This is a genomic window from Streptomyces sp. NEAU-174, from assembly GCF_052665095.1.
Genome location: NZ_JBQTCE010000006.1, coordinates 519,418 through 542,491, shown reverse-complemented (window position 1 = coordinate 542,491; position 23,074 = coordinate 519,418). Strand labels below are relative to the sequence as shown.

General features: G+C 72.3%; 23 protein-coding genes. 6 read left to right on the top strand and 17 right to left on the bottom strand.

What is annotated here, in order from left to right; translation table 11 throughout:
* Positions 1–88 precede the first annotated feature (88 nt).
* Positions 89–496 (bottom strand): RidA family protein, encoded by a 408-nt coding sequence (locus ACT2CW_RS20680; RefSeq protein WP_445517726.1) that lies wholly within the window; start codon positions 494–496, stop codon positions 89–91.
* A 316-nt stretch (positions 497–812) separates the two neighbouring features.
* Between ACT2CW_RS20680 and ACT2CW_RS20675 the strand changes: the two genes are divergently transcribed.
* A complete protein-coding gene (locus ACT2CW_RS20675) occupies positions 813–1,601 on the top strand; it encodes a hydrolase (protein ID WP_445517725.1) in 789 nt (262 codons plus the stop codon).
* A gap of 42 nt (positions 1,602–1,643) precedes the next feature.
* Here ACT2CW_RS20675 and ACT2CW_RS20670 read toward each other — a convergent pair whose 3' ends face one another.
* Both ACT2CW_RS20670 and ACT2CW_RS20665 read right to left on the bottom strand, forming a co-directional pair.
* Positions 1,644–2,924, bottom strand: coding sequence for a YeeE/YedE family protein (locus ACT2CW_RS20670; RefSeq protein ID WP_164424825.1), 1,281 nt, complete (start codon positions 2,922–2,924; stop codon positions 1,644–1,646).
* 298 nt (positions 2,925–3,222) lie between these two features.
* The gene (locus tag ACT2CW_RS20665) at positions 3,223–3,984 is read right to left on the bottom strand and encodes a FadR/GntR family transcriptional regulator (RefSeq protein ID WP_445517724.1); all 762 of its coding nucleotides are present in this window, start codon (positions 3,982–3,984) and stop codon (positions 3,223–3,225) included.
* Between the two features lie 158 nt (positions 3,985–4,142).
* Between ACT2CW_RS20665 and ACT2CW_RS20660 the strand changes: the two genes are divergently transcribed.
* Positions 4,143–4,946 carry a carbon-nitrogen hydrolase family protein gene (locus tag ACT2CW_RS20660; protein ID WP_445517723.1) on the top strand — a complete coding sequence of 268 codons (804 nt, stop codon included), beginning with the start codon at positions 4,143–4,145 and terminating at the stop codon, positions 4,944–4,946.
* Positions 4,940–6,376, top strand: a complete 1,437-nt coding sequence (locus ACT2CW_RS20655) for an APC family permease (protein WP_445517722.1) — start codon at positions 4,940–4,942, stop codon at positions 6,374–6,376. The genes ACT2CW_RS20660 and ACT2CW_RS20655 overlap by 7 nt, the downstream gene beginning before the upstream one ends.
* A gap of 63 nt (positions 6,377–6,439) precedes the next feature.
* Here the strand turns inward: ACT2CW_RS20655 and ACT2CW_RS20650 are convergent, their stop codons facing one another.
* Positions 6,440–7,306, bottom strand: coding sequence for an AraC family transcriptional regulator (locus tag ACT2CW_RS20650; RefSeq protein ID WP_445517721.1), 867 nt, complete (start codon positions 7,304–7,306; stop codon positions 6,440–6,442).
* A gap of 252 nt (positions 7,307–7,558) precedes the next feature.
* Here ACT2CW_RS20650 and ACT2CW_RS20645 point away from each other — a divergent pair, with 252 nt between their 5' ends.
* Positions 7,559–7,903 carry a hypothetical protein gene (locus ACT2CW_RS20645; RefSeq protein WP_164424817.1) on the top strand — a complete coding sequence of 115 codons (345 nt, stop codon included), beginning with the start codon at positions 7,559–7,561 and terminating at the stop codon, positions 7,901–7,903.
* Here the strand turns inward: ACT2CW_RS20645 and ACT2CW_RS20640 are convergent.
* From ACT2CW_RS20640 to ACT2CW_RS20615, 6 genes are all read right to left on the bottom strand, one after another.
* Entirely contained in the window at positions 7,861–8,568 is a 708-nt protein-coding gene (locus tag ACT2CW_RS20640; RefSeq protein ID WP_182468551.1) for a pentapeptide repeat-containing protein, read from the bottom strand. The two genes, ACT2CW_RS20645 and ACT2CW_RS20640, sit on opposite strands and share 43 nt — an antisense overlap.
* Positions 8,569–8,588: 20 nt before the next feature.
* A complete protein-coding gene (locus ACT2CW_RS20635; RefSeq protein ID WP_182468550.1) occupies positions 8,589–9,122 on the bottom strand; it encodes a ferritin-like domain-containing protein in 534 nt (177 codons plus the stop codon).
* Positions 9,123–9,280: 158 nt separating this feature from the next.
* Entirely contained in the window at positions 9,281–10,165 is an 885-nt protein-coding gene (locus tag ACT2CW_RS20630) for a DNA/RNA non-specific endonuclease (protein ID WP_164424811.1), read from the bottom strand.
* Between the two features lie 200 nt (positions 10,166–10,365).
* Positions 10,366–12,516, bottom strand: coding sequence for a xanthine dehydrogenase family protein molybdopterin-binding subunit (locus ACT2CW_RS20625; RefSeq protein WP_445517720.1), 2,151 nt, complete (start codon positions 12,514–12,516; stop codon positions 10,366–10,368).
* The gene (locus ACT2CW_RS20620; protein WP_445517719.1) at positions 12,513–13,505 is read right to left on the bottom strand and encodes an FAD binding domain-containing protein; all 993 of its coding nucleotides are present in this window, start codon (positions 13,503–13,505) and stop codon (positions 12,513–12,515) included. Before ACT2CW_RS20620 ends, ACT2CW_RS20625 begins: the two co-directional genes overlap by 4 nt.
* Positions 13,502–14,059, bottom strand: a complete 558-nt coding sequence (locus ACT2CW_RS20615; RefSeq protein WP_037957040.1) for a (2Fe-2S)-binding protein — start codon at positions 14,057–14,059, stop codon at positions 13,502–13,504. The genes ACT2CW_RS20620 and ACT2CW_RS20615 overlap by 4 nt, the downstream gene beginning before the upstream one ends.
* Positions 14,060–14,310: 251 nt before the next feature.
* Here ACT2CW_RS20615 and ACT2CW_RS20610 point away from each other — a divergent pair, with 251 nt between their 5' ends.
* Positions 14,311–14,922, top strand: coding sequence for a TetR/AcrR family transcriptional regulator (locus ACT2CW_RS20610; RefSeq protein WP_164424805.1), 612 nt, complete (start codon positions 14,311–14,313; stop codon positions 14,920–14,922).
* Between the two features lie 79 nt (positions 14,923–15,001).
* Here ACT2CW_RS20610 and ACT2CW_RS20605 read toward each other — a convergent pair whose 3' ends face one another.
* The 3 genes from ACT2CW_RS20605 to ACT2CW_RS20595 all read right to left on the bottom strand — a co-directional run bounded on the left by ACT2CW_RS20605 (position 15,002) and on the right by ACT2CW_RS20595 (position 18,046).
* Complete coding sequence (locus ACT2CW_RS20605; RefSeq protein ID WP_445517718.1) at positions 15,002–16,006, bottom strand: Gfo/Idh/MocA family protein; 1,005 nt, start codon at positions 16,004–16,006, stop codon at positions 15,002–15,004.
* Positions 16,007–16,075: 69 nt separating this feature from the next.
* Positions 16,076–16,852, bottom strand: a complete 777-nt coding sequence (locus ACT2CW_RS20600; RefSeq protein ID WP_445517717.1) for an SDR family oxidoreductase — start codon at positions 16,850–16,852, stop codon at positions 16,076–16,078.
* Positions 16,853–16,867: 15 nt separating this feature from the next.
* Entirely contained in the window at positions 16,868–18,046 is a 1,179-nt protein-coding gene (locus tag ACT2CW_RS20595) for a phytanoyl-CoA dioxygenase family protein (protein WP_445517716.1), read from the bottom strand.
* Positions 18,047–18,154: 108 nt separating this feature from the next.
* Between ACT2CW_RS20595 and ACT2CW_RS20590 the strand changes: the two genes are divergently transcribed.
* Positions 18,155–19,186: a LacI family DNA-binding transcriptional regulator gene (locus tag ACT2CW_RS20590; protein ID WP_445517715.1), complete on the top strand. Its 1,032-nt coding sequence runs from the start codon at positions 18,155–18,157 to the stop codon at positions 19,184–19,186.
* Positions 19,187–19,315: 129 nt separating this feature from the next.
* Here the strand turns inward: ACT2CW_RS20590 and ACT2CW_RS20585 are convergent, their stop codons facing one another.
* Genes ACT2CW_RS20585 through ACT2CW_RS20570 form a run of 4 tightly spaced genes read right to left on the bottom strand, consistent with a single transcriptional unit; the run spans position 19,316 to position 23,067 of the window.
* Positions 19,316–20,032, bottom strand: a complete 717-nt coding sequence (locus ACT2CW_RS20585) for a sulfite exporter TauE/SafE family protein (RefSeq protein WP_164424793.1) — start codon at positions 20,030–20,032, stop codon at positions 19,316–19,318.
* Complete coding sequence (locus ACT2CW_RS20580; RefSeq protein WP_445517714.1) at positions 20,029–21,105, bottom strand: ABC transporter ATP-binding protein; 1,077 nt, start codon at positions 21,103–21,105, stop codon at positions 20,029–20,031. The genes ACT2CW_RS20585 and ACT2CW_RS20580 overlap by 4 nt, the downstream gene beginning before the upstream one ends.
* Positions 21,098–22,111 (bottom strand): ABC transporter ATP-binding protein, encoded by a 1,014-nt coding sequence (locus ACT2CW_RS20575; protein ID WP_445517713.1) that lies wholly within the window; start codon positions 22,109–22,111, stop codon positions 21,098–21,100. The genes ACT2CW_RS20580 and ACT2CW_RS20575 overlap by 8 nt, the downstream gene beginning before the upstream one ends.
* On the bottom strand, positions 22,108–23,067 hold the full coding sequence (locus tag ACT2CW_RS20570) for an ABC transporter permease (RefSeq protein ID WP_164424785.1): 960 nt from the start codon (positions 23,065–23,067) through the stop codon (positions 22,108–22,110). The genes ACT2CW_RS20575 and ACT2CW_RS20570 overlap by 4 nt, the downstream gene beginning before the upstream one ends.
* Between the last annotated feature and the right edge of the window lie 7 nt (positions 23,068–23,074).

Below are 23,074 nucleotides of genomic sequence, written 5' to 3'. Positions count from 1 at the left end.
TCCCCCTCCCCACCCCCAAAAAGACGGGACCCCCCACCAGCTTCGGTTTTGCCCCCGGGGGGGGGGTGCCCCCCCCCCGCGGCCACGCTCAGTCGAGGACCGCGGTGGCCTCGATCTCGACCAGGTGCTCGGGTACGTCCAGCGCCGCGACGCCCAGCAGCGTGCCCGGCGGGACCGGGGTGACCCCCAGCTTCGCGGCCGCCCGAGCGGCCCCCTCCAGGAACCGGGGCATCTTGTCGGGGGTCCAGTCGATGACGTAGACAGTCAGCTTCGCCACGTCGTCGAAGGAGCCACCGACCTCGGCCAGGGCGGTGGCGATGTTGAGGTAGCACCGCTCGACCTGAGCGGCGAGATCGCCTTCGCCGACCGTGACCCCATCGGCGTCCCAGGCCACCTGCCCGGCGATGTGGATCAGCCTCGACCCGGTCGCGATCGACACCTGTCGGTACGCGTCGATCTCCGGCAATCCGCTGGGGTTTACCAGGGTGATGGCCATGCTGCCTGCCTTCTCGTGATGGGGCCCAAGGGCTCGCTCGCTGTCACGGAACCCAAGAGTCCGTGCTCTCTGGTGGTTACTCGGAAACCGTAAGAGAGTGACCTCTGGCATGGAAGAACGCACTTTTCGGTGACTGAGGAACCTTTTGGTGACCGAAGGGCGAAGCGGCTCGGGTGCCGGTCGCGAGGACATCCGGCCTTCCCGGCTTGTCATGTACGGGCTACAGTGCGAGAGATATATGGGAGCGCTCCCAAGCTCGCACTCCCAAGCCCGCTCCAAGTGCTCCCGACCCTCCCCACCAGCCGAAGGATCTCCCATGACCTCCACACCACACCGCGCCCTGGCCGTCGCCGCGGTGGCCGTGGCGGTGGCGCTGGCCGCCCCGGCCGCGCCACGGGCCTCGGCACGACCGGCGGCCTGTGCCGCCAACGGCTTCTGCGAGGACTTCGAGTCCCAGACCGGGACCACCCCCGCGGGCCGCTGGACCACGGCCGTCGCCAACTGCTCGGGCACCGGCACCGCCACCGTGGACACCACGATGGCGCACGGCGGCACCAAGTCGGTGCGGATCACCGGCAAGGCGGGGTACTGCAACCACGCCTTCGCCGGCACCTCGCTGTCCGGTCTGCCGTCCGGCGGCGATCTCTACGCCCGCTTCTGGGTCCGCCACACCACCGCGCTGCCCGCCCAGCACGTCACGTTCGGTGCGCTGCGCGACGCCAACGACAACGGCAAGGACCTGCGCATGGGCGGCCAGAACAAGGCGCTCCAGTGGAACCGCGAGTCGGACGACGCCACCCTCCCCGCCCAGAGCCCGGCGGGCGTCGCGCTCAGCACCCCTCTGCCCGTCAACACCTGGACGTGTCTGGAGTTCCGCCTCGACCGCACCGTGGGCCGGCTGGACACCTGGGTGAACGGCGGGCTCGTCACCGGCCTGGTGGTCGACGGCACTCCGACCCAGGACGTCGACCAGCAGTGGCTGAACCGGGGCGGGTGGCGGCCCGCCCCGGCCGATCTGCGGCTGGGCTGGGAGAGCTACGGCGAGGGCGACGACACCCTCTGGTACGACGACGTGGCCGTCGGCACCTCCCGTATCGGCTGCTGACCAGCCGTCAGGGAACGTGAACCGCCCACGGCCCCGCCGCCGTCAGCAGACGCCGTCGCCCGGCTTCGGGTTCCCGAGTCCGAAGAGCGGCCGCAGCTTCAGCCCGGCCCAGGTGCCGAGGAGGGCGAAGGCGCCCCAGACCCAGCCGTGCAGGCTGCCGGAGGCGATGCCCGCGAGGTAGGCGCCGATGTTGCAGCCGCCCGCGAACCGGGCACCGATGCCCATCAGCACCCCGCCGAGCACCGCCGCGGTCGCCGTACGCCACGGCACCCCGCGGTGCAGGGTCCAGGTGCCGCCGAGCGCCGCGGCGACCGCCGCGCCGATCATGATGCCGATGTCGGTGAGGCTGGTCTTGTCGGCGAGCACGGGCCCCGCGAGCATCTCCTTGTTCCCGGGCTGCTGCCACCAGCTCCAGCTCTCCGGATGGCCGCCGAGCGCGCGCACCAGCTCTGAGCCCCACAGGCTGAAGGCGCTGGTGACGCCCCACGCGCCACCGGAGACCAGCAGCACACCGGCGCCCAGCACGGCCAGCGCCAGCGCGCCGACCGCCAGCGGCCAGGAGCCGCGCAGCACGCGCGCGGCGGCACCCCGCGCGGAGGGCACCGGGCCGATCGGCGGCGGGTTGCGGCGGGCCTGGACGCGCCGGCTGACCAGGACGATGGCGGCGAGCACGAGGATGGTCACCGCCCACGAGCCGAACCAGCCGATGTGGTCCGCCATGACCACCGGCTCCAGCGAGGGCAGGTCCTTCCACAGGTCGAACTGCCAGGCGGCCAGGGTGGCGCCGCCGATGAAGCCGCCCAGCGTGAGCACGATCGACGTCTGCCCCGAGCCGACCGCGAAGAGGGTGCCGGAGGCGCAGGCCCCACCGAGCTGCATGCCGACGGCGAAGAGGAACGAGCCGATCAGCAGCCCGAGCCCCAGCGGTCCGCCCGAGGGCGCCGGCACGGACCCGAACAGTCCGGTCTTCGTCCCGATGAGCAGGGCGAACAGCGTGGCCGTGGTGCCCAGCAGCAGGGCGTGGGCGCGCAGCCCGGTGCCGTTGCCGACGGCCACCAGCTGCCGCCAGGCGGAGGTGAAGCCGAAGCGGGAGTGGAAGAGGGCGACGCCCAGGGCGAGGCCGAGCAGCAGCAGGACGCCGGGCTTGGCCCCGTGGGCGGACCATACGTACGCGGTCAGCGCCGCGGCGAGCAGTCCGGACACGGCGAGCGGCACCGGCCGCACCGGTGGCGCGGCGGGCGCCTCCGGCCGCGGCACGGAGGTGGGGGAGGGGGACAGCAGTGCGGCGGTCTTCGCCGCATCGGCGGGCGGGGCGGTGGTCACGTGCGGACTCCGGAGATGAGGAGAGAGGGATGACGCTGGGCGGGAGGGCCCGGCCGGACGGCGCGGCGCCGAGGCGGCGGCGCGCGGTGGGGGAAACCGGCCGGTTCCGGCTCAGCGGCGACAGAGGCCGTCGTCGACGCACCACGCCGAGCTCGCGAACAGCGCGAGACAGAGCAGACGGGCGGGTGCGGACATGTACTCCAGGATATGGTCCGGGTTTCAAGAACTGGACCCCGGTCTCACCATGCGATCTGTGGAGTCAGCCACAGATTCGGCCACGGACACCGACGGCCTCGGGTCAGCCGTCCTCGCCCCGCTCGGCGGTGTCCGCGAGGCCGACGTACATCGAGTGGTGCAGCTCCGCCACATGGTCCCGGAGCAGGGCGGCCGCCGAGGCGGCGTCCCGCGCGGCGAGGGCGGCCCTGATGGCCTTGTGCTGCTCGTTGCTGCGGCGGAGGTAGTCCAGCGGATATGGCAGGAAGTACGCGTACAGCTCTCCGGTGACCCGCTCGTACATCCCCAGCGCGGCGGGCAGCCCGGCGCCCTCGGCCAGGGCCAGGTGGAACCGCCTGTCGCCGGCGTGGAACTCGGCCCAGCTCTCGGCCGCGTCCATCTCCCGGACGCACTCGTCCAGCCGGTCGAGCCCCGGCCGGCCGAGCCGCTCGGCGGCCAGCTGTGCGAAACCGGCCTCCAGCACGATGCGCTCGTCGATCAGCCGGTGCACCCGATCGCTGTCCTCCCGGTACGCGGCCACCTGCGCCACGGTGCGGCGGCGGGGCCGCTCCGCGATGAAGGTGCCGCCCGTACGCCCCGGGCGCCGCTGGACGACTCCCTCGCGCTCCAGGGTGGAGAGGGCCCGGCGGACGGTGATCTCGCCGACCCCGAGCGCCGCGGCCGTGGCCCGCACGTTGGGCAGCCGCTCGCCGGGCGCCAGCAGGCCCAGGTCCACCGCCAGCGAGATCCGGGCCCGTACGGTGTCGACGGCGCTGGTGCGGCGGATCGCGGCGAGGGCGCTGCTGGTCAGGGCGCTCGGTGCGCCGGACGGTTCCTGGGTCGCCATTCCCTCAGCGTAGGCATCCCGCCCAAGGGCCCTCCCCACGATCCTCGTACGGAGCCCGGCGCTTTGCGGAACCGTGACCTCCGGGGGTTTACCTGATCAAAGTGAGCATGTTTTCATGGCTCGAATTCACCCCAGGACACCCACGGTCGAAGGCACTGATGAAGATCTCCGGACTCCAGACGGCGGGAACGCCCGGCGACGTCGCCGCCAACCTCCGCGAACTGGACGCGGCATGCCGCCGGGCCCGTGCCGAAGGCGCCGAACTCCTGATCACCACCGAGCTGTTCATCACCGGCTACGACATCGGCGACGCCGTCCGGGACCTGGCCCGCACCGATCTGCTCTCCCCGGCCCAGGAGATCGCCGCCGCCCACGGCATCGCGCTCGTCCTCGGCGCCCCCGAGCACGACGACGGCGCCTGCTACAACAGCGCCTTCTTCATCGACCGGGCCGGAGCGATCCTCGGCCGCCACCGCAAGAACCATCTCTTCGGCGATCTCGACCGCAGGTACTTCACCCCGGGCGACCGGACCGCTCCCGTCATCACGTACGCGGGCGTCCGGATCGCGATGCTGATCTGCTACGACGTGGAGTTCCCCGAGAACGTACGGGCCGCCGCCCTCGCCGGCGCGGACCTCGTCGCGGTCCCGACCGCCCAGATGCAACCGTACGAGTTCATCGCCGAGCACCTGCTGAGGGTGCGCGCCTGGGAAAACCAGATCTACATCGCCTACGTCAACCATGACGGCGACGAGGGTTCACTGCGCTACGTCGGCCGCAGCTCCATCGTGAGCCCGTCGGCGACCGTGCTGGACAGCGTCGAACACGGCAACCGGCTGCTCTTCGCCACCGTGGAACCGCACACGGTCCGGACAGCGCGCAAGGCCAATCCGTATCTGACCGACCTCCGGCCAGACCTCTTCACCCCGTCCGCCCGCGCCACCAAGGACCCGTCATGCTGACCGACCCCGAAGTGCACGCATCCACCCCGCGACAGACCACGACGAATCTCTCGGGGCGGCTCGGCACCGGCGCCATCGTCTTCATGGTGATCGCCGCCGCCGCGCCCCTCACGGTGGTCGGCGGCAACGTCCCGCTCGCCATCGCCGGCGGCCCCGGCGCCGGAGCCCCCGTCGGCTTCGCCCTCGCCTCGCTGGTCCTGTTGGTGTTCGCGGTCGGCTTCGTCACCATGACGCCCCACGTTCCGCAGGCCGGGGCCTTCTACGCGTACGCCACCCGCGGCCTGGGGGACCGGGTCGGAGTGGGCACGGCCGCCGTCGCGCTCGTCGCGTACACGGCGATCCAGGTCGGCGTCTACGGCTATCTGGGATGGGCCGTGAACGACGTCCTCCACACCTTCGGCGGGCCGTCCCTGCCCTGGTGGGTGTGGGCGCTGGCGGCGCTCGCCATCGTGGCTTTCCTCGGCTACCGCCATATCGACCTCAGCTCCAAGGTCCTCGGTGTGGCACTCGTCCTGGAGATCGCGGTGGTGCTCGTCCTGGACGCCGGGATCTTCACCCGGGGCGGCGCCCACGGTGTCAACGCCGAGTCGTTCACCCCGCATGCGGCCCTCTCCGGACCGCTGGGCGTGGCCGTGCTCTTCGCCATCACCGGATTCATCGGTTTCGAGGCCACCGCCGTCTTCCGGGACGAGGCCCGCGACCCGGAGCGGACCATCCCCCGGGCCACCTACCTCGCCGTCCTGATCATCGGTGGGTTCTACACGCTGTCCTGCTGGGCGCTGGTCCTGGCGGCGGGCACCGACGACGCCCCGGCCGTGGCCCAGAAGACCCTGGACGGGCAGGGCAACATGCTCATGGACACCGCCCAGGCCTACGTCGGCACCGCGCTGCGGGACGTGATGCAGGTGCTGCTGCTCAGCAGCCTCTTCGCCTGTGTGCTCTCCTTCCACAACGTCATCGCCCGCTACACCTTCACCCTCGCCCGTAAGGACCTCCTCCCCGCGCGGCTGGGCGTCGTCCATCCGCGCCACCACTCGCCGTCCGTCTCCTCGGTCGTCCAGACCGTCACCGCGCTGGTCCTGGTCGTGTGCTGCGCGGTCGTCGGACTGGATCCGCTGGTGGGCGTCTTCGGCTCCATGGCGGGGGTGGCGACGGTCGGCATGATCCTGCTCATGCTGATCACGTCCATCGCCGTGGTCGCCTTCTTCGCGCGCGACGCCCGGCTCGCCGCGGGCAGGGTCTGGCAGACCCGGATCGCGCCGGTGCTGGCCGTCGCCGGACTGCTGACCGCGCTGTGGCTGGTGTTCTCCAACTTCACCCTCGTCACCGGCGTCGGTGTGGGCGCGAGCGTCGTCCTCGCCGTCATTCCCTTCCTCGCGCTCGTCGCGGGCCTGGTCCGAGGGGACCGCGGCGCGCGGAAGCGCGGGTGACACCCCCTGGTCCGGCCGCCCGGGCGAGGCACGGGCGGCCGGACCGGACCACGGTACGGTCCGTCAGACCGCGGTCCGCTCCACGGGGATCCACAGCTCCGCGTCCGCCCGCGCCCCGTCCTGCGACAGCCGGGTGCGCAGGATCTCCGGACCCGGCCTGCTCTGGTACGGGTTGGACGGGAACCACTGCGTGAAGACGTCCCGCCACAGGTACTGGAGCGCCTGCGGGAACGGCCCGGAGTTCTGGAAGACGGCCCATGCCCCCGCCGGGACGGTGAGGGTGTCCAGGTCCTCCGGGGCGGCGGCCCCGGTCACCACCCCGTGGTAGTAGTCGAGTTCGGTTCCCTCGGCCCGGCTCGGGTCGAGGTTGTCGCTCACCCCCAGGATCCCCTCCGGCTCCTGGTCGGACAGAGCGGCGATCCGCCGTATCGTCTCCTGGCCGAGCCCCCGGATGAACTCCGCGATCGCCGGATTCACCCCCTCGTGCACGAGCGGAACACGGACCTTCCTGCCGACCACCTGGAACCGCTCCTTCTCCACGACCCGGTATCGCATACTGCTGCTCCCTTCGACGATGAGGCGGAAGGACATCCGCGGCTGGGAGCTCAGCGAGGCACCCGCCCGCCGGGCCTCACCCGGGCCCACCCCGTGCATGGCCCGGAACGCCCGCGCGAACGCCTCCCCCGAGCCGTAGCCGTAGCGCACCGCGATCTCCAGGAGCGTCCGCTCCCCCGCGAGCACCTCGGCCCCCGCGAGGGTGAGCCGTCTGCGCCGGATGTACTCCGACAGCGAGATCCCCGCCAGCGCGGAGAACAGCCGCCGGAAGTGGTACTCCGACGTCATCGCGATCCGCGCCAGCTCGGCCACATCGATCCGCTGGTCGAGCCGCGCATCGATGTGGTCCAGGGCCTCGTTCAGCTGCTCCAGCACCTCGGTCTCCTTCCTTGACGCTGATCACGTTAGGAAGCCGGCGCCCTGCCGGACCCGACATCCTGTGCCCGGTCCGGTCGGGTATGGCGGTCCGTCACCGACCGTCCCGGCCATCGCTTTGCCCGGGTTCCGGCCGGCGTTCATCCGTACGTCCGTTCGGTCACCGTTTCATCACAACGGCTACACGGCTCTCCCACTTCGCCGCCGCCACGCCGCATGATGCACCCCACCATCCACGCACCTGGGAGACACATGGGCACCCGCACCGTCCACGCCGCGGCAGTCATCGCCATCACCCTGCTCCTGACCGGCTGTTCCACCGGCGGTGACGTGCGCGACAAGAGCACACCGAGCGGCACCCCGGGCGCCGCCGAGAAGGCCGAGACCACCCGGGCCTGTGTCGATGCCATCGCCGACCGGGCCGCCGCCCACAAGGGCGGAGCGGTCCGCTCCCACCCCGTCCCCGCGCCCTGCGCCCGGCTGTCGGACGCCGACTATCTGGACGCCTATATGAAGGGCCTCGAGCAGGCGCACAGCGCCGCCCGGAAGACCTCTCAGGGGGAGACCGGCAAGGCGGCCGACGGCGGGGGAAGCTGACCCGAGGCCCGGTCCGCCGCCCGGTCCCGATGGTCGGCGCAGGAGACCCGTGCGCTCGACCGGGAGCCGTCCGGGCAGAGGACGTTCTCCCAACTCGTCGTCGAGATATCGGCATCCCGCAGCCGCGCGCCGCGGAGATCGGAGTCGGACACCGTGGCTCCGGCCAGATCGGCGCCGCTCAGATCCGCTCCGTTGAGGCCGACATGGGTGAGGGAGGCCGCCCGCAGATACACGTCGTCCAGCCGCGCGCCCTCGAAGCTGACATCGGTGAGCAGACCCCTGCCGAGCCTGGCGCCGCGCAGATCGGCGCCGCGCAGATCGACCTGCGAGAGGGTGGCGGAGGTGAGGTCCGCCCGCCGGAGGTCGGCGCCGCGCAGATCGACGTTCTCCAGCGACACCGCGGCCAGCCGTGCCGCGTAGAGATTGCCGCGCCGCAGATTGGCCTCGGACACCAGCCCGGTCAGCGTGGACCGTTCGAGATTCACGCACCGCAGCTTCTTCTGCCACAGGTCGCCACCGGCCACGGTGCGGCTGGAGAGATCCCTGCCCGTGCGGCCGGAACAGCTCCGGCCATGGGCGTCGTCCTCCCCGCACCCGGCGAGCAGGGCCGAGGACAGGGCGGTCACGATGAGGCAGGAGAGCGAGCGGGGCCACCGCGTGGTCATGGGCCGACCCATCACGGATGTCAGACGCCGATCAGATCCACCAGATCGTCGGCGTGCTCCTCCTCTTCCTCCAGGATCGACTCCATCAGCCGGCGGGTGGTCGGGTCGTGTTCGCCCAGCCAGCGGATGATCTCCTGATAGCTGGCGATCACGATGCGCTCGGCGAGCAGATTGTGCTCCAGCATCGCCTTGAGGTCATCGGCGGCCGGGGTGGTGTAGTCGGTGTGGGAGCGCTGGGTCAGCGAGGCGGGGTCGAAGTCGGGGTCGCCGCCGAGCTGCGAGACGCGTTCCGCGGCGCGCAGCGCGTGCTGCATCTCCTCCTTCGCGTGCTCGGTGAACTCCGAGGACACCTGGGCGCGGTCGATGCCCCTGGCCGAGATGGCGTGGCGGGTGTAGCGCAGCCAGCACACCACCTCGGTCGCGATGACGTCGTTGAGGATGCCGATGACCCGGTTCTTGTCCAGACCGTAGGTGTCCGTCACCGGGCCCGCCGCCATCTTCCGGCGGGCGTCGTCGCGGATCCTGGTCACGTCCAGTACGAAGTCGTCGCTCATCGGTGCCCTCTCTGCTCTCCTCGGCTTGGGCGAGTGGTTCCCCGCCGGGGCCCGGAGGGGAGCGGACGGAACGGGAAGATGACTGGATCGCCGCACAGCGCCAGCCGATCGGCGGTATCCGGTGCCGGTGCGGCGTCAGACGCGTGTGGCGGACGGGTTCATGCGGCGCGCACGGTGATGTCGTCGTAGGACTCCAGACGGGTCCAGCGGGGTGCGGCGCGCCTTCCGGCGGTCAGCCGGTCGGCCGCCGGGAGCGGGCCCAGGTCCAGGGCGGTGAGGCGGGCGATGTCGGAGACCGGCACCTGGAAGGTGCGGAACGCCCCGAGCGGGGGAGGGTCTCCGGCCCGCGCTGCCTCCGCCATGACCCGGGCGGCGGCGTCCCGGCTGAGGTCGGGGCTCTGGTCGAGCACATAGGCGGTGGAGGCCAGCTCCCCGTCCTGGAGGAACGCGGCGACCTTCCAGAACCGGAGCGGCACCTGGATGCCCCGGTAGGGCGGATCGGAGTTCTCGAGCACGGGTCCGGTGAACACCGTCAGCTTTCTGTCGAACTCCTCGGCGTGGTCCAGCAGGAAGTTCTCCAGCCCCTGCCAGAGCTGCTTGCCCTGGTTGAAGACGTTCATCTGGGGAGCGGCGTTGGTGTAGTGGAAGGTGTCGTCGTTCGCCATGGAGGCGTTCGGACCCCATACGGGATCGAGGCGGCGGACCAGATGTCCCTTGTCCAGCGGGTTGTCCCGGTAGACGGGGTGACCGGCCTGCTGGGCCTCGGGCAGGCGGGGGTCGAAGCGCCATTCGTCCTCGCGTGGCACATCGACGAGGTGCGCGCCGTCGATCGTGACGGCCGTCGCCGCGGCCAGCCGGCGGTCCGGGCGGAAGACGACGCTGAAGTTGGTGTAGGGCAGGACGGTCGTCTCGGTGTCGGGGCCGGTCGGCCGGGGCAGCGGCAGGGAGGGGCCCAGGAAGCGCTCGTCGTAGCCCTTGCGGCCCACCAGGGACGCCGGGCTCGCGGTCTCCGCGTTCTGCGGGGGATCGGGGGGAGTGGCCATGCCGTTGTCGGTACCGTGCCACCCGATCACATAATCGGACTGGACCTCTTATCCCGCCCGTATGGTCGAGTGGACTCGCCCCACAAGGCCGCATCACGGCCGCAGGAACCTACGAGGGCGCGGCCGAACAGCGCCCCTACGAGCTCGGCGCCGGCCAGGTGGGAAACCTGACCGGCGCCGAGCGCTCGACGGTGCGAGGGTCAGCCCGCGTGGCCGGGCTCCGGCAGGTTCGTCCCCGCCGACAGGACCCGGTCCGGGCGGATCGGCAGGTTGCGGTGGCGGACGCCGGTGGCGTGCCACACCGCGTTGGAGATCGCCGCCGCGGCCCCGACGATGCCGACCTCGCCGACGCCCTTGATGCCGACCGGGTCGTCCGGGTCCGGGTCGTCCACCCAGTCCGCCTCGACGACCGGCACATCGGCGTTGGCGGCGAAGTGATAGCCCGCGAGGTCGGGGGAGACCAGGCCGCCCGAGGCCCGGTCCCTGACCGCCTCCTCGTGCAGGGCCATGGAAATGCCCCAGATCATTCCGCCGACGAGCTGGTTGCGCGCGGTCAGCGGGTTGACGATCCGGCCCGCCGCGAAGATGCCGAGCATCCGCCGCACCCGGACCTCTCCGCTGGTGACGTCCACGGCCACCTCGGCGAACTGCGCGCCGAAGGAGTGCCGTTCCTTCTGGGCCAGGGCGCCGATCGCCTCGGTGGTGTCGGAGCGCGCGGTGATCCCCTCGGGCGGGATGTCGCCGCCCAGGGCCAGCCGCTCGCGCAGTTCGCTCACCGCGATCGCCACCGCCCACGCCCAGGAGCGCGTGCCCATCGAGCCGCCGGCGAGCATCGCCGGGCCGAGGTCGCTGTCCGCCATGACCACCCGGACCCGCTCCGGATCCACCGCCAGCGCGTCCGCGGCGACCAGGTTGATGGCGGTCCGGGCACCGGTGCCGATGTCCGCCGCGTTGATGCGCACGGTGAAGGTGCCGTCCGCCTCCGCCGTCACGGCCGCCGTGGACGGTCCGGCGCCGGAGTGGAAGCTGGCCGCCGCCATACCGGTCCCGAGCAGCCACCGCCCCTCGCGGCGCACCCCCGGACGGGGGTCCCGGCCGGCCCAGCCGAACCTGCGGGCGCCCTCCTCGTAGCAGGCGACCAGATTGCGGCTGCTGAACGGCAGGCCCGAGACCGGGCCCCGGTCGGGCTCGTTGCGGACGCGCAGCTCGATCGGGTCGATGCCGGTCTTCTCGGCGAGCTCGTCCATCGCGCACTCCAGCGCGAACGAGCCCGGCGCCTCGCCGGGCGCGCGCATGAAGGTCGGGCTCGGCACATCGAGCCGTACGACGCGGTCGCTGGTGTAGTGCGCGTCGGCGTCGTACATCACGCGGGCCACCGTGGCGCTCCGCTCGATGAACTCGTGGACGGTCGACGTGACGCACTCGGACCGGTGGTCCAGCACCCGCAGCCGCCCCGACTCGTCGGCGCCGAGCCTGACCCGCTGCGCGGTGGGGCTGCGGTAGCCGATCGTCGAGAACATCTGGCGGCGGGTCATCACGACGCGCACCGGGCGCTGGAGAACGGTCGCGGCCATGGCGGCGGCCACCTGGTGCGGGCGGGTGGTCTTGGAGCCGAAGCCGCCGCCGACGTGCTCGGACCGCACCCGCACCGACTCCGCGTCGAGGGAGAAGATCTGCGCGAGCTCGGCGGCCACCATCGTGCTGCCCTGGTTGGAGTCGAAGACCTCCAGCCGGCCGCCGTCCCAGTGGGCCGTCGCCGCGTGCGGCTCCATGGGGTTGTGGTGCTCTTCCGGGGTGGTGTACTCGGAGTCCACGACGAAGGTGGACGCGGCGAGTTCGGCCTCGACGTCCCCCTTCGACGACACCGCCGGCCCGAAGGGCGAATCCGGAGGGGTGTACATGTCCGGGTGTCCGGCGGTGAAGCCGATGTCGTGCGGCTCCTGCTCGTACCGGACGACCAGTGCCTCCGCGGCCTCCCTGGCCTGCTCGGGCCGCTCGGCGAGGACCAGCGCCACCGGCCAGCCCATGAAGGGGACACGGTCGTGCTGGAAGACCCCGAGGATCGGGTCGGGCTTCCCGATCATGCCCATGTAGTCCAGGTTGACCCGCGGGGCGTTCTCGTGGTGGATGACCGCGAGGACGCCGGGCATGGCGAGCACCGGCTCGGACTCGACCGCGCTGACGCGGCCGCGGGCCACGGTGGACAGCACCATCCAGCCGTGGGCGAGGTCGGGCAGGGGGATGTCGCCCGCGTAGCGGGCCGCTCCGGTGACCTTCTCCCGGCCCTCCACGCGGGTGCGCGCGGTGCCGAAGGCGCCCGTCGTCGTGGTGGTTCCGGTCGTCGTGGTCATCGGGCGGCCTCCTCGGTGAGTTCGGTCAGCAGGGCCACGACGAGGTTGCGCATCAGCGGCACCTTGTATCCGTTGTGGGGCAGTGGATCGGCGGCGGCCAGCTCCGCGTCCGCGGCGGCGGCGAACGCCTCGGCGGTCGCCGGGCCCCCGGTCAGCGCCCGCTCGGCCGCCAGCGCCCGCCACGGCCGGGAGGCGACCGCCCCGAAGGCGAGGCGGACCTCCTGGACGACCCCGTCCCGGACGTCGAGGGCGGCGGCGATCGAACCGATCGCGAAGGCGTAGGACGCGCGCTCGCGGACCTTGCGGTAGCGGGAGTGGGCGGCCACCGGGGCCGGGGGCAGGGTGATACCGGTGATCAGCGCGCCGGACGGCAGCGCGGTCTCCAGGTGCGGGGTGTCGCCCACGGGCAGATAGAAGTCCGCGAGCGGCAACTCGCCCGGCCCGTCGGCGGTTTCGTACCGTACGACGGCGTCGAAGGCGGCGAGCGCGACCCCCATGTCCGAGGGGTGGGTGGCCACGCAGTGCTCGGAGGCGCCGAGGACCGCGTGGTTGTGGTGCTCACCCTCGACGGCCGGGCAGCCGCTGCCGGGGAGGCGCTTGTTGCAGGGCCCGGCCACATCGGTGAAGTAGCCGCAGCGGGTGCGCTGGAGGAGGTTGCCGCCGACGGTGGCCATGTTGCGCAGCTGGCCGGACGCACCGGCCAGGACGGCTTGGGCGAGGGCCGGGTAGCGGCGCCGCACCTCGGGGTGGGCGGCGAGATCGCTGTTGGTGACGGTGGCCCCGATGCGCACGTCCCCGTCCGGCGTCACCTCGACGTGGTCCAGGGGCAGTTCGCGCACGTCGACCAGGCGTCCCGGCCGCTCGACGCCGGTCTTCATCAGGTCGACCAGATTGGTGCCGCCGCCGAGGAAACGCGCGTCGGGGTCCGCGCCGAGCACGGAGACCGCCTCGGAGACCTCGAGAACCCGCTGGTAGCCGAACTCCTTCATGCGAGGGCCTCCTCGGTCCCGGCCGTGCGCGCCTCGGCCGCCCGCGCGACCGCCTGGACGATCGACACATAGGCGCCGCAGCGGCACAGGTTGCCGCTCATCCGCTCCCGGATCTCGTCCGGGGTGAGGGGCGGGGGCCCCGCTTCGGGGCGGACGTCGGCGGTGGCGGCGCTCGGCCAGCCCGCCGCGTGCTCCTCGATCACGGCGAGGGCGGAACAGATCTGCCCCGGGGTGCAGTAACCGCACTGGTAGCCGTCGAGGTCGAGGAACGCCTGCTGCACCGGGTGCAGCTCGTCGCCCTCGGCCACGCCTTCGATCGTGGTGACCTCACGGCCCTCGGCCGCCACCGCGAGCTGGAGACAGGAGACGGCCCGGCGGCCGTCCATCAGCACCGTGCAGGCACCGCACTGGCCCTGGTCACAGCCTTTCTTGGTGCCGGTGAGGTCGAGCTGCTCCCGCAGGGCGTCGAGCAGGGTGGTGCGGTGGTCGACGGGCAGCGTGTGTTTCTCGCCGTTGATGGTCAGCGTGATGACGCTGGACGTCGATGGGGCCATGATCAGCCTTCTTTCGCGGGTGTGGTGCGCGCTGAAGTCGTCCGATGGAGGGGGCCCGGGGCCTAGGGAGGGAGTCCCGAGGATATGGGATGCGGGACAATGCCGGTCGGCGCTCGGTTTCGGCCATCCACACCGGCCGTTTCAGCCGGTAAGGTGGGCCTAAGCGGACAAGTGTCCGCTGTGCAAGAAACTTAGCGGACAGCTGTCCGGTGAGCAAGGTTGGCGCTACGGCGGGGTCCGGAGGAGGGCGAGTGCGGGCAGAGAGGGACGCGCGTCTGCGCTCGGACGCGGCCGCGAACCGCGAGCGCATCCTGGAAGTGGCGCTGGCGGAGCTGACGCGCTCGGCCGACGTCCCGCTGAGCACCATCGCGAAGAAGGCGGGCGTCGGGCAGGGCACGCTGTACCGCCACTTCCCCAGCCGCGAGGCCCTCGTCCTGGAGATCTACCGCCATGAGATGCGGCAGGTGGCCGACACCGCGGCCGAGCTGCTGCGCACCCGAGCGCCGGATCAGGCGCTGCGGGAATGGATGGGGCACCTGGCCCGGTTCGCCATGGCCAAGGCCGGTCTCGCCGACGCGCTGCACAAGGCCATCAGCGCGTCCTGCGGCCAGGAGAAACCGGGGCACGGCCAGATGACCGAGGCCGTGGCGCTCCTGCTGCGGGCCAACGAGGAGGTCGGCACCATCCGCCCGGGCGTCACCACCGACGACTTCCTGCTCGCCATCGCCGGCCTGTGGCAGATCGGCCCCGGCGAGAGCGGGCAGGCACGCGCCCGACGGCTGCTGGACCTGGTCATGGACGGGCTGCGCACGGGCGCGCCCGGGGTGGCCGGGCCGGGCACGGCAGCCGACGGGGCGAGCTGAGCCCGGGCGGGGCCGACGAGGGAGAGCTCGCAGATCCGGGCGGTGCCCAGGACCCCGATGCGCAGCGGCTCGGCTGTCGTCATCCCTTGCGTACCTCTTCCATGGTCACGGGGCGGTGTTCGCGCAACGAAAGCGTGCAGGCCTCGGCGATCCAGCCGGCCTCGACGGCGTCGGCGATGGTGCAGGGGGAGGGCCGCAGACCCGCCACGACCTCGGTGAAGGCGGTGAGCTCGGCCCGGTAGGCGGCGGCGAAGCGGTCCATGAAGAAGTGGTGCGGTGTGCCGCCGGGGAAGGTGGCGCCCGGTTCGACGGAGCGCAGCGGCAGCCTGTCCTCCAGGCCCGCGGCCACGCTGTCCGTCATGCCGTGGAGCTCCAGGCGGGCATCGTAACCCCGGGGGTTGTGGCGGGTGTTGGAGACCACGGCGAGGGTGCCGTCGTCCAGGGTGAGGAGGGCGGAGGCGGTGTCCACGTCTCCGGCGGCCGCGATGTACTCGGCGCCGCGGTTGGCGCCGGTCGCGTAGACCTCGGCGACCTCGCGGCCGGTGATCCAGCGGACGGTGTCGAAGTCGTGCACGGCGCAGTCGCGGAAGATGCCACCGGAGACGGCCACGTAGCCGGCCGGGGGCGGCTCGGGGTCCAAGGTGGTGGACCGCACGGTGTGCAACGGCCCGAGCTCACCGCTGACCACCGCCGCCCGCGCGGCCGCGTAACCGGGGTCGAAGCGCCGGTTGTAGCCGATCTGGACCTCCACCCCACCGTCCTCCACCGCGCGGAGGACATCGAGGCTCTCCTCGATCGTGCGCGCCACGGGCTTCTCGCAGAAGACCGGTACGCCCGCCCGCACGGCGGCGAGGATGAGTTCGGGGTGGGCGTCGGTGGCCGCGGCGATCACGACACCGTCCACTCCGGCCGCGAGCACGGCCTCCGGCGAGTCGACCGCGTGGGCGCCGAAGCGCTCGGCGGCGGCGGTGGCGGCCGCGGCGACCGGGTCGGTGACCACGAGGGAGTCCACCGCGTCGAGCGTGGACAGGGTCTCGGCGTGGAAGGCGCCGATCCGGCCCAGGCCCATGATGCCGATACGCATGGGAAGTCGTGTCCCTTTCTGTCCGGACGGTGGTGTCGCTTCTGGTGACGCTTCTGGTGACGCGGCGGGTCAGCCGAGTCCGCCGACGACGTTCTGGTCCCAGTCGATGACCGAGCCGGTGACGACCCCGCTGCGGTCGGAGAGGAGGAGGACGACGACATCGGCGACCTCGTCCACCTGGCCCAGCTTGCCCATCGGCTGGGCGCGGGCCGCCTCCTCGCGCCAGTCGTCGCCCGCGCCGTGGAAGGCGCGCTGGATGGCGTCCTCGCCCTCGGTGTCGGTCCAGCCCAGGTTGAGGCCGTTGACGCGGACGCGGTCCCAGCGGTGGGCGTGGGCGGCGTTGCGGGTCAGGCCCGCGAGCCCGGCCTTCGCGGCGGCGTACGGCGCCAGGAACGGATATCCGCCGTGTGCGCAGTTGGAGATGATGTTGACGATGGTGCCCGGGGCCTTCCTGGCCACCATGTCGGCGACGGCGGCCTGCATGGCGAAGAACGGGGCGCGCAGATTGATCGCGATATGCGCGTCGAAGAGCTCGGGCGTGGTGTCCAGCAGCGTGCCGCGCGAGGTGAGCCCCGCGGAGTTGACCAGGCAGTCGATCCTGCCGTGGGCCGCCACCACCTGTTCCACGCTGCCGCGTGCCTGCGCGGGATCGGCCAGGTCGGCGCGGAGGAAGGAGACCGTGGCGCCCTGGGCGGCCAGCTCCCCGGCCAGCGGCTCACCGGCGTCGGGGCGGCGTCCGGTGAACGCCACCGTGGCCCCCTCGCGGGCGGCGGCGCGGACGATGCCCGCGCCGATCCCCTGGCTGCCCCCGTTGACCAGGACGATCTTGTCCTGAAGCAGTCCCATGAGCGGTCGTCTCCTTCAGCTCTGGCGGCGCTCGGCGCCGGCCCGCAGTTCCGTACGGAGGGTCTCCGGGCTCCAGCCCCGCTCCAGGGCGCGCCGGAGGGTGTCGGCCTGGGAGTCCGGGGCGAGGCCGCCGACCGGCGGGTCGAGGTCGAGGTTGGTGGGGAACGGGTAGCCCTCGGCGCAGGCCGCGACCACGTTGTGCAGCCAGTCCTCGGTGGCGCCTTCGGCCTTGCGCCGCCGCAGTACGGGGAAGACGGCGTTGGCCACCGCCTCTCGGTCGACGGTCTCCATGGCGCGGCCGAACGCGGAGGAGATCTGGAGCAGGTTGGCCATCCGCCGGATGTCCGCCGAGCGATTGTGCCCGGCGGCGTGGAACAGCGCGGGGTTGAAGAAGACCGCGTCGCCCGCCGCCAGGGGCAGCTGGACGTGGTGCTCGGCGAAGTAGGCCATGAACTCCGGTCGGCGCCAGGCCAGATAGCCGGGCTCGTACGCCTGCGAGTACGGCAGATAGAGCGTCGGGCCGGATTCGACCGGCATGGCGCAGTGGGCGACCGCGCCCTGCAAGGTCAGCACGGGGGACAGCCGGTGGACATGGGCGGGATAGGCCGCGGCCCGCGCCTCGGAGAGGAAGCCGAGGTGGTAGTCGCGGTGCGCGCTCTGGGCCGCGCCGCCCGGGTTGACCTGGTTGATCTGCGAGGTGACCTGGTAGCCGGAGCCGAGCCAGGCGGTGGCCACGAGGGCGATGAGGTCGTTGGCGTAGTAGTCGGCGAAGACCTCCGGTGCGCTCAGGGCCAGCTTCTCCAGCGCGTTCCACACCCGGTCGTTGGCGCCGGGCTTGGCGAAGTGGTCACCGCGGGCGGCACCCGCTGCCCGTTCCCGCTCGATCAGCGCCGTGAACGCCTCGGTGGCCCGGTCCAGGACCGACGCGTCGGGGAAGGCCCCCTTGAACACCACGATGCCCGGGCCGTCCAGCAGGGCGTGGACCAGTTCCGCCTGCGCCTCCCGGCGGCCGGAAGCCGTGGCGGCCCGGGCCCGCAGGCGGTCGCCGTCGTAGACGGGGACGTTCCGCTCCACGGCGTCGGCGCCGGGGTGGTCGCCGGGGTCGGTGGTCCGCTCGACCAGGGTGCGGAAGGCGTCGAGGGAACAGTCGGCCTCACTGAGCCAGACATGAGACCTCGGAGCGATGAGGGGCATTGCCGTCCGATCCTTCCCGTGGGCTGCGGCCTTCTGTCAGTGTTGTGATCGGCCGAGCATCGGGCAATCCTCAGCGGTCCATCAAAAACCCATCAGGGAGGCGCGCCGATGGCCCATCCGTATCCCATCCGGGAGATCGCCCGGCAGGCCGGTCTGAGCGAGGCCACCGTCGACCGGGTGCTGAACCACCGGGGCGGGGTGCGCGAGAGCACCACCCGGGAGGTCCATCAGGCGATCAAGGACCTGGACCGGCAGCGCACCCAGGTCCGCATCGGCGGCCGCACCTTCATGATCGATATCGTGATGCAGGCCCCTGAGCGGTTCTCCTCGGCGGTCCGCGCCGCACTGGAGGCGGAGCTGCCCTCGCTGCGCCCGGCGGTGATGCGGTCGCGCTTCCACTTCCGCGAGGTCGGTCCGGTGGAGGAGCTGATCGCCACGCTGGACCGCGTCGGCCAACGCGGCGGCTGCCAGGGGGTCGTCCTGAAGGCGCCCGACGTGCCCGAGGTCACCGCGGCCGTCGGCCGACTGGCGGCCGTGGGTATACCGGTGGTGACCCTGGTGACCGATCTGCCTAACAGCGCCCGCCGGGCCTACGTCGGCATCGACAACCGCGCCGCCGGAGCCACCGCCGCGTACCTCATGGGCCAGTGGCTCGGCGACCGCCCCGGCAATGTGCTCACCACCGTCAGCCGCGGGTTCTTCCGCGGTGAGGAGGAACGCGAGATGGGCTTCCGCGGCGCCCTGCGCAACGCACACCCCGGGCGCACGCTCGTCGAGGTCACCGACAGCGACGGCCTGGACGCCACCCAGCGCGACCTGGTTCTGCGGGCGCTGCGCCGCGACCCGGACATCCGGGCGGTCTACTCGATCGGCGGCGGCAACACCGCGACGATCCAGGCCTTCGAGGAGCTCGGCCGCGGCTACGAGGTGTTCATCGCCCACGACCTGGACCACGACAACACCCGGCTGCTGCGCGAGCGCCGGCTGTCCGCGGTGCTCCACCACGACCTGCGCCAGGACATGCGCCGCGCCTGCCAGATCATCATGCGGGCCCACGGAGCCCTCCCCGACGACGGCCCCTCCCTGCCCTCGCCCATCCAGGTCGTCACGCCGTACAACATGCCGCCTGACGTGGCCTGAGACGACTGATCGTGGCACCCGCCGGAGCGAGTGGCGGGAGGACGAGTTCCTCCCGGTCCTGCTGGGCCGCACCCGTGGCGGCGGAGGGCTGACCGGATACGTCTGCTCAACGGAAAAGTGCCACCCGGCTCAGACGAACTGCTGGACCACCAGCACCGTCGCGCTCGCCACCGCGAGCACCATGGCCACGGCCCTGGTGCGCCGCAGGTCCAGCCGGCTCGACAGCGGGCGGGCCAGCAGCACGCCGATCGCCGCGGCCGGGGCCAGCAGGGCGGTGTGCCACAGGCTGTACGTGTGCACCGCCCCCGTCGCCGCCAGGGTGGCCAGACTCATCACCGAACCGGCCAGGAAGAACCCGCTCATCGTGGCGCGCAGCCGCGGTCCGCTCAGCCGCTGCCAGACCATGGCCATCGGCGGCCCTCCGATGGCGGTCGCCGTGCCCATCAGCCCCGACATCAGACCGGCCAGCAGCACCGACCGCCGCCGCGGCGCGGGCACGAAGCCGCGCAGGCTCACCGCCACGCCCGCGACGACGACCGCGGCCACCAGGAGGGCGAGGTACCGGGCGGGCAGCACGGCCACCAGCGCCGCGCCGCCCAGCACCCCCGGCACCCGGCCGACCAGCGCCCACCCCGCGCCCCGCAGGTCCAGGTGGCCGCCCTCCAGCACCAGCACCGCGGCCGTGACCCCGGTGGCCAGCAGCAGGACCGCCACCGGGGTGAGCGACGGGTCGAATATCGCGATCACCGGGGCGGCCAGCAGGCCGAGCCCGAAGCCGATGGCGACCTGGAGCAGCGCCCCGACCGCCACCGTGATGAAGAGCAGGGCGAACTCCGGCGAGCTCATGCTTCCATCGGCCCGGCGTCCAGCGGGAAGTGGCACAGGCCCGCATGCGGCTCCCGCCCGGTGTCCGCCGTGCCGTCGCGGATCACGACAGGTGGAGCGAGCTCGGCGCACCGGGCCTCGCTCTTCCAGCAGCGGGTGCGGAACCGGCAGCCCGACGGGATGTCGTACGGGGACGGGATCTCCCCGCGCAGCTGGATCTCGTCGTCCCGGGCCTGCCCGGAGACGGCCTGCCCGGAGACGTCGAGGGTGGGCGCGGCGGACATCAGGGCGGCGGTGTAGGGGTGTACGGGCCGGTCGAAGACGTCCTCGGTGGGGCCGTGCTCGATGACCTTGCCCAGGTACATCACCGTCACCCGGTCGGAGACATGCCGGACCACGGACAGGTCATGGGAGATGAAGACGTAGGAGACACCGAGCCGTTCCCGCAACTCGGAGAGCACATTGAGCACTTGGGCCTGTACCGACAGGTCGAGCGCGGACACCGGCTCGTCGCACACGATGAGATCGGGGTCGAGCGCCAGCGCGCGGGCGATGCCGATGCGCTGCCGCTGCCCGCCGGAGAACTCGTTGGGGTAGCGGTGGGCGTCGCTCTCCCGCAGCCCGACGAGGGACAGCAGCTCACGGACCCGCCGCTCCCGTGCCTGTGCCGTGGGCACGATGTCGCGGTGGGTGCGCCACGGCTCGCCGATGAGGTCGGCCGCGGACATCCGGGCGTTGAGCGAGGCGAAGGGGTCCTGGAAAACCATCTGCACCCGGCGCCGCCAGGCCAGCAGTTCCTTGCCCCTGAGGGTGAACGGATCGGTGCCCTCGAAGCGCACGGTGCCCGAGTCCGGCCGCTCAAGACCGAGCACCACTCTGGCCAGCGTCGACTTACCACATCCGGACTCGCCCACCAGCCCGAGCGTCTGCCCGCGCTCGACCCGCACATCGACGCCGTCGAGCGCGGTCAGGCGCCGGCGGCCATGGCCGAACGACTTGGTCACGCCGCTGACTTCGAGCAGCGGCGGGGGAGCGGCGGAGCCATCGGCCCGGGAGCCGGTGGCGGTGGCGTCGGTGAGGGGCGTCTCAGACACGGTCGAGCTCCTCGGAGAAGTGGCAGGCGGCCGAGCGCGAGGTCCCGACGGACATCAAAGGGGGGCGCTCCTGGGCGCAGCGCTCCCGGGCCAGTGGACATCTGGCCTGGAAGACACAGCCGGACGGGACCGCGCTGAGCTCGGGCGGGCTGCCCGGTACGGCGGGCAACGGGCGGCCCCTGACGGCGTGTTCGGGAACCGAGTCGAGCAGCCCCTTGGTGTAGGGGTGGCGGGGGCGGGAGAACACCTCCGCCACCGGGCCGGTCTCCACCACATTGCCCGCGTACATCACCGCGACATCGTCCGCGCGCTGCGCCACCACCGCCAGATCGTGGGTGATCAGCACCAGCGCCATGTCCCGCTCGGTCTGGAGATCCCGCAGCAGCCGCATGATCTGCGCCTGCACGGTGACATCGAGCGCGGTCGTGGGCTCGTCGGCGATGAGCACATCGGGGTCCAGCGCGACGGCCATCGCGATCAGCAGCCGCTGGCGCATACCGCCGGAGAACTGATGCGGATACGCGCGGGCCCGCAGCCGGGGCTCGGGGATACCGACCCGGGTCATCAGCTCGACCGCCTGCTCCCGGGCGTCGCGGCGCGACATCCCGCGATGGATGCGGAACGGCTCGGCGAGCTGCCTGCCGACCGGCTGTACGGGGTTGAGCGCGGTCAGCGCGTCCTGGAAGACGATCGACAGCACGGGGCCGGCGAGCTTCCTGCGCCCCGCCTGGCCCAGCCGCAGCACATCGGTGCCGGACACCTTCACGGATCCGCCCGTCACCTCGGCGGTCGGGTCGAGCAGCCCGACGATGGACAGCGCGGTCATCGACTTGCCGCAGCCGGACTCGCCCAGCAGCGCCAGCGTGCGCCCCTTGCGCACCCGGAAGCCGACGTCGTTCACCGCGCGGACGGTGCCCGAGGGGGTGCGCACGTCGACGCAGAGACCCTCGACTTCGAGGGCGGGGCCGCCGGTCCCGGTGGCCGCGGGCAGGGTGGAGGACTTCACGCGATCATCTCCGAGGGAACAGCGGCCCGGTTGCCGCGCCGCTTCCTGGGCAACGTCAGACGCCAGCGCTGGGCCGGGTCGGTGGCCAGGCGGACCCAGGCGGCGAGCACCGTGGCCGACACCGTGGTGAGCACGATCGCGACACCCGGCAGCACGGCGATCCACCAGGCCGTCTGAAGGTACTGGCGCCCTTGCGCCACCATCAGCCCCCAGCTCACATCGGGGGGCTGGATGCCGATGCCGAGGAAGCTCAAGGACGACTCGGTCAGCATGACGAAACAGAAGTCGAGCGTGGCCACGGTCAGCAGCGTGGGCAGCGCGATCGGCAGAATGTGCCGGTGGATGATGTTCCGGCTCGGGGTGCCGAAGGTCCGGGCCGCGTCCACGAACAGACGGCTCCTCAGCTCGGCCGACTCCGCGCGGGCGGTGCGCAGATAGACCGGGACGCGCGCGATGGCCAGGATCAGCACGATGTTCATCGCGCTGGGCGCGAAGACATACAGCACGACCACCGCGATCAGCAGGGACGGGAAGCTGAGGATGACATCGGCGACCCGCATCGCGACGTTCTCGCGCATGCCCCCGTGGTAACCGGCCCACAGCCCCAGTGCCGAGCCGATCAGCAGCGAGCACAGCACCGCGGGCACCGCGACGGACAGCGTCGTCCCCGCGGCGTCCACCAGCCGGGCCAGCACGCTGCGGCCCAGCACATCGGTGCCGAGCAGCCCGTAGAAGCCGTGGTCGAGGGAGGGCGGGCGCAGCGAGGCGCGCAGATCCTGCCGTACGGCCCGGTCCCCGATGAACACCCGGCCGAACAGCGCGACCAGGAACACCCCGGCGAGGATGACGGCCGCGACGGCCGCGGCCCGGTCCCGGCCGAGCAGCAGCCACCAGCGCGGCGGACGGGCGCGCGACGGGGCGGTCTCCCCAGCGGGACGGTCGGCCGGGTCGGTCATGGTGGCT

Excerpts from the sequence above, each read along its gene's own strand:
- ACT2CW_RS20680 (WP_445517726.1), bottom strand. The coding sequence starts at position 496 with ATGGCCATCACCCTGGTAAACCCCAGCGGATTGCCGGAGATCGACGCG.
- ACT2CW_RS20675 (WP_445517725.1), top strand. The coding sequence starts at position 813 with ATGACCTCCACACCACACCGCGCCCTGGCCGTCGCCGCGGTGGCCGTG.
- ACT2CW_RS20665 (WP_445517724.1), bottom strand. The coding sequence starts at position 3,984 with ATGGCGACCCAGGAACCGTCCGGCGCACCGAGCGCCCTGACCAGCAGC.
- ACT2CW_RS20660 (WP_445517723.1), top strand. The coding sequence starts at position 4,143 with ATGAAGATCTCCGGACTCCAGACGGCGGGAACGCCCGGCGACGTCGCC.
- ACT2CW_RS20655 (WP_445517722.1), top strand. The coding sequence starts at position 4,940 with ATGCTGACCGACCCCGAAGTGCACGCATCCACCCCGCGACAGACCACG.
- ACT2CW_RS20645 (WP_164424817.1), top strand. The coding sequence starts at position 7,559 with ATGGGCACCCGCACCGTCCACGCCGCGGCAGTCATCGCCATCACCCTG.
- ACT2CW_RS20640 (WP_182468551.1), bottom strand. The coding sequence starts at position 8,568 with ATGACCACGCGGTGGCCCCGCTCGCTCTCCTGCCTCATCGTGACCGCC.
- ACT2CW_RS20635 (WP_182468550.1), bottom strand. The coding sequence starts at position 9,122 with ATGAGCGACGACTTCGTACTGGACGTGACCAGGATCCGCGACGACGCC.
- ACT2CW_RS20630 (WP_164424811.1), bottom strand. The coding sequence starts at position 10,165 with ATGGCCACTCCCCCCGATCCCCCGCAGAACGCGGAGACCGCGAGCCCG.
- ACT2CW_RS20625 (WP_445517720.1), bottom strand. The coding sequence starts at position 12,516 with ATGACCACGACGACCGGAACCACCACGACGACGGGCGCCTTCGGCACC.
- ACT2CW_RS20620 (WP_445517719.1), bottom strand. The coding sequence starts at position 13,505 with ATGAAGGAGTTCGGCTACCAGCGGGTTCTCGAGGTCTCCGAGGCGGTC.
- ACT2CW_RS20615 (WP_037957040.1), bottom strand. The coding sequence starts at position 14,059 with ATGGCCCCATCGACGTCCAGCGTCATCACGCTGACCATCAACGGCGAG.
- ACT2CW_RS20605 (WP_445517718.1), bottom strand. The coding sequence starts at position 16,006 with ATGCGTATCGGCATCATGGGCCTGGGCCGGATCGGCGCCTTCCACGCC.
- ACT2CW_RS20600 (WP_445517717.1), bottom strand. The coding sequence starts at position 16,852 with ATGGGACTGCTTCAGGACAAGATCGTCCTGGTCAACGGGGGCAGCCAG.
- ACT2CW_RS20595 (WP_445517716.1), bottom strand. The coding sequence starts at position 18,046 with ATGCCCCTCATCGCTCCGAGGTCTCATGTCTGGCTCAGTGAGGCCGAC.
- ACT2CW_RS20590 (WP_445517715.1), top strand. The coding sequence starts at position 18,155 with ATGGCCCATCCGTATCCCATCCGGGAGATCGCCCGGCAGGCCGGTCTG.
- ACT2CW_RS20585 (WP_164424793.1), bottom strand. The coding sequence starts at position 20,032 with ATGAGCTCGCCGGAGTTCGCCCTGCTCTTCATCACGGTGGCGGTCGGG.
- ACT2CW_RS20570 (WP_164424785.1), bottom strand. The coding sequence starts at position 23,067 with ATGACCGACCCGGCCGACCGTCCCGCTGGGGAGACCGCCCCGTCGCGC.